The 3,143-nt window shown below is 66.8% G+C and carries 4 protein-coding genes and 1 pseudogene; 2 read left to right on the forward strand and 3 right to left on the reverse strand.

Annotated features, from left to right (window positions below; all coding sequences use genetic code 11):
• Nucleotides 1-369 precede the first annotated feature (369 nt).
• Entirely contained in the window at nt 370-858 is a 489-nt protein-coding gene (locus EJC77_RS19540; RefSeq protein WP_125616757.1) for an SRPBCC domain-containing protein, read from the reverse strand.
• 194 nt (nt 859-1,052) lie between these two features.
• Between EJC77_RS19540 and EJC77_RS19545 the strand changes: the two genes are divergently transcribed.
• Together EJC77_RS19545 and EJC77_RS19550 are read left to right on the forward strand one after the other, a co-directional pair.
• Entirely contained in the window at nt 1,053-1,616 is a 564-nt protein-coding gene (locus tag EJC77_RS19545; protein WP_164520500.1) for a TetR/AcrR family transcriptional regulator, read from the forward strand.
• A gap of 41 nt (nt 1,617-1,657) precedes the next feature.
• A complete protein-coding gene (locus EJC77_RS19550; RefSeq protein WP_125616763.1) occupies nt 1,658-2,119 on the forward strand; it encodes a DUF3817 domain-containing protein in 462 nt (153 codons plus the stop codon).
• Between the two features lie 123 nt (nt 2,120-2,242).
• Here the strand turns inward: EJC77_RS19550 and EJC77_RS21670 are convergent.
• A pseudogene (locus tag EJC77_RS21670) lies at nt 2,243-2,734 on the reverse strand (helix-turn-helix domain-containing protein); the annotation flags it as partial.
• A 224-nt stretch (nt 2,735-2,958) separates the two neighbouring features.
• On the reverse strand, nt 2,959-3,143 hold a 185-nt coding region (locus EJC77_RS20830; RefSeq protein WP_205787523.1), incomplete at its 5' end, for a hypothetical protein.

The raw sequence follows: 3,143 nt of genomic DNA on the forward strand, positions 1-3,143 counted from the left end.
GGACGGGCGGTCACCACGGTCGTTGAACGGGCGCCGCTCACCGTCACGGGCGCCCTGGTAACCACCCGTGCGGGGGCCCCGGTCATCCCGNCGAAGGGCGGTCACCACGGTCGTTGTAGGGTCGACGTTCGCCGTCGCGACCGCCCTGGCCGCGGTAGCCGCCGTCGCGCTTGTCACGATTGCCGAAAGGCTTGCGGTCACCGTGCCCGCCGTCTTGTCCGTGCGATTGTCCGTCGCGGTTTTCACCGAATTGCTCAGCCATGCCGACTCCTAAACCTGTGAGCGCACAAACTGGCACAGTAACTGCGGCTCGTCACTATTGATCGTCTTCTTCTAAAAATCGTGGGGCTACGAGGCCCGCCCTCTATTCTAGTCGAACCGAACTTCCCCACCCATGAAACGGGCGTATCCGGCCAAGATGAGGGGCCAATCACAGTGCTTGGCGTATTGCTCGCGACCCAGGTCACCTGGCGCCCAGCCGTCGTGGATCAGGGTAACGAGCGTACCGCCCTCGATCGGATCGAACGTCACCGCGACGGTGGTTGGGGTCAATGGGCTGTCACCCAGCTGCCAGTCGAGGACCAATGACGACGGCGGCGTCCACGACCGCACCTCCGCCCACAGTTGCGCTCGCCCGTCGGGCGCTTCCTCCACAAGCTGTCTGTCGTCGAAGCCGGCATGCGACCCGTCGCCGAATGCGCCGCTCGTCGTCATGGGCCACCACAGGTGGATGCCGTCCGTGAACCCGTCGAACGCGTACTCGGGCCCCACCGGGACCAGCACCTTCGTCACGCGGGCCGCCGGCGCGGCATCGCCAGCCGGTATGCGTGTCGGTGCGTGGGAGAAGATATCGGACATGGATCCAGTCTAGTGACGATGCCGGCACCGGTTCCGTCGGGGCGACGGGGAGCTGGCGGAAACCCTTCCCGCGAGCCCGGGCAACCCCCAATTTGCCGACGGGATGTCGGTAACCGTATTGTTGTCGACATGTTGTCGGAAAAAGCAATGTGCCGTCCGGGTCCTCTTCCATGCCTCGGATAGCGGCAGGCAGCGTGGCCGAACACCGGGAAAACCAGCGCCGGGCCCTGATGGCCGCCGGACGCGCCGAGCTGGTCGAACATGGCCCGGAGGGCGTACGCCTCGCCGCCGTCGGCACCCGTGCCGGGTTGGCCCGCAGCAGTGTCTACGAGTACTTCTCCTCGGCGTCCGATCTCATCACCGAGATCGCGGCCGTGGCCTTCGAGGACTGGGGTGCCATCATGACCGCGAGCCTGGCCGACGTCGAACCAGGTGCGGCAAAACTGCACGCCTACGTCAACCAGACCATGCGAATGGTGGCCGAGGGCAGGCACGAGATCGCGGGACTGGTCGGGGGGTACCGCTTCACCGCGGAACAGTCACGGCGATTCCGCACCCTTCATGAGGACCTGATGCGACCATTGCGGGATAGCCTGACGCACATGGCGGTGCCCGAGCCGGACGCCCACGCCCTCCTCATCCAGGGCATGCTCGATGCCGCCACCAGACACGGTGCTGATCCGTCCGCAGCCGCGCGACTGGCCGCGACGATCAATAACCTCATCGACCGGGGCCTCCCGGTACCGCCGGCGACCTGACACCTGCACCCATCGATACGACTACTCATCGGAGTTGCCCCATGACACCCCGCGTGTTTTACCGTGCCGTCGCCCTCGCCGAGGCCGTCACCTGGACCCTCTTGATCGCTGCCATGCTGTTGAAGTACGTGTTCGACGCCGGGTCCCTGCCGGTCACAATCGCCGGTTCCATCCACGGCGTCGTCTTCATCACCTACCTGATGACGTCGGTCCTGGTGGGAGTGAACCAGTTCTGGGCGAAACGGACACTCGTCCTCGCCGCCGCCACCACGTTCATCCCGTATGCCACCATCCCGTTCGACCGCCATTTGGAACGGAATGACATGCTCGACGGCGAGTGGCGCTCGACGGCGACGGACGACCCCCGTGATCACACTCTGGACAGCAGGCTGCTGCGGTGGCTGTTGCGCCGCCCGGCCGTGCTCGTGCCCGGATTCATGGCGGCGGTGGCCATCATCGTGGGCACGCTCCTTGTGGTCGGCCCTCCGGGCGGACGAAGCTGACCTCCGCGCTCGGGCTTCCTGGTCCACTATCGCGCCCAGGCCAAGGTCGATGGCATGCCGCAGTCCCAGGCCGACGTGCAGGGACGTTTCCGCCCAGCCGGGCAGTCCGGGCGGCGCGTCGATGATCCCCTTGATCTTGTCGAGCCGGTAGTACAACGTGGCGCGGTGAATCATGAGTTCCGCGCAGGTGGCCGTGGCATCACGGCCGTGATTGAGGAGGCTCAGCTCGGTCCGCCACAACGTGCCGTTGCTGTGGGTCGCCAGCGCAGGTCCTGGGGGGCTGATCTGCCGCACCAGGTCAACGCTCCACGACCGGTCGAACAACAACGACCAAACACCCAGGTCCTCCCACCGGAGAGGTTCCACCCGGGTCGACAACGCCGCCGCGAAGGCCGCGTGGCGAATGGTGGCGCTGATCGCATCGTCGTCGGTGACGTCGGCGCGGCCCCAGGCCATCAGTTTCAGGTGCCGCCGCCGGCAGGACACGCCGAGCGCGGCAACGATCGGGGCCAAATGGTGCTTGGCCGTGCCGGCGGCCAGGACCCGGATTCCCCCAGGCACCGGCGTTGCGATATTGCGTCCCGCATACGTCGGCTGCGCCAGGTCAGCCGCCATGCCGGCAATCTCGGCGACCACCTTCGACGGCGCCACCCTGGCTTCCCCCGAGATGCGCAGGGACAGCACGGAGAGCCCCCGGTGAGTGGCAGGAACCCGTCCGAGCGTGCCCGGGCGATGGCGCCGGGGTCACCATCCACCAGCGCGGCCCGGGCCAATCGCCTGCTTTCGTCGGCCCTGTCATCGGCCCTGTCATCGTTTCTGGAATCGCGCTGCGGCAAAAGTTATGCAATCACTCGGCAGGCTTCCTCGGTGACGGCGATCTCCCCGGCCGTCATGGGCGGGGAGTCGATGACCCATAGGTACCCGAGATGCCCGTCGTCGATGCCGTCCGGGGGTCCGGCTGGGGCGCGGTTGAGCACCGAAACCGGGGGAAACGGGTGCTTGAGTGCGCCCTGGTTGGGTTGTG

Origin of the sequence: Specibacter cremeus, assembly GCF_003946885.1 — a bacterium.
Taxonomy (GTDB): domain Bacteria; phylum Actinomycetota; class Actinomycetes; order Actinomycetales; family Micrococcaceae; genus Specibacter; species Specibacter cremeus.